Source organism: Methylobacterium oryzihabitans (genome assembly GCF_004004555.2).
Taxonomy (GTDB): domain Bacteria; phylum Pseudomonadota; class Alphaproteobacteria; order Rhizobiales; family Beijerinckiaceae; genus Methylobacterium; species Methylobacterium oryzihabitans.
The window spans coordinates 1-423 of record NZ_SACP01000179.1 but is presented as its reverse complement, the minus strand read 5'-3'; the positions used below and the strand labels follow the sequence as shown (position 1 = coordinate 423).

The 423-nt window shown below is 65.7% G+C and carries 1 protein-coding gene; it reads left to right on the top strand.

The annotated features are described in order from the left end of the window. Positions 1–16 precede the first annotated feature (16 nt). A partial coding sequence (gene mnmC2, locus EOE48_RS28950) for a tRNA (5-methylaminomethyl-2-thiouridine)(34)-methyltransferase MnmC2 (RefSeq protein WP_246155096.1) occupies positions 17–423 on the top strand: 407 nt, incomplete at its 3' end.

Genomic DNA, 423 nt, shown 5'->3' with positions numbered 1-423 from the left:
CCTCGGCCACGACGACATGGCCCGCGCCGTGCGCCTGTGGCCTGAACTTGCAGCCTACACCGAGCCCCTGCTGGAACAATATGTGGCGGTGCACCCGGGCTTTCAGCAATTCACCTTCGCCAATGGCCGGGTCACCCTGACCCTGCTGATCGGCGACGTGCTCGAGCAGCTGCCACAACTCGATGCGCAGATCGATGTGTGGTTCCTCGATGGCTTCGCCCCCGCCAAGAACCCCGACATGTGGACACCAGAGCTGTTCGCGCAGCTGGCGCGGTTATCGCACCCGGGCACTGTGCTGGGCACCTTCACCACCACCGGCTGGGTGCGCCGCAGCCTGGTCGAAGCCGGTTTCGCCATGAAGAAGGTGCCAGGCATCGGCAAGAAGTGGGAGGTGATGAGCGGCGCCTACGTCGGCCCCCTGCC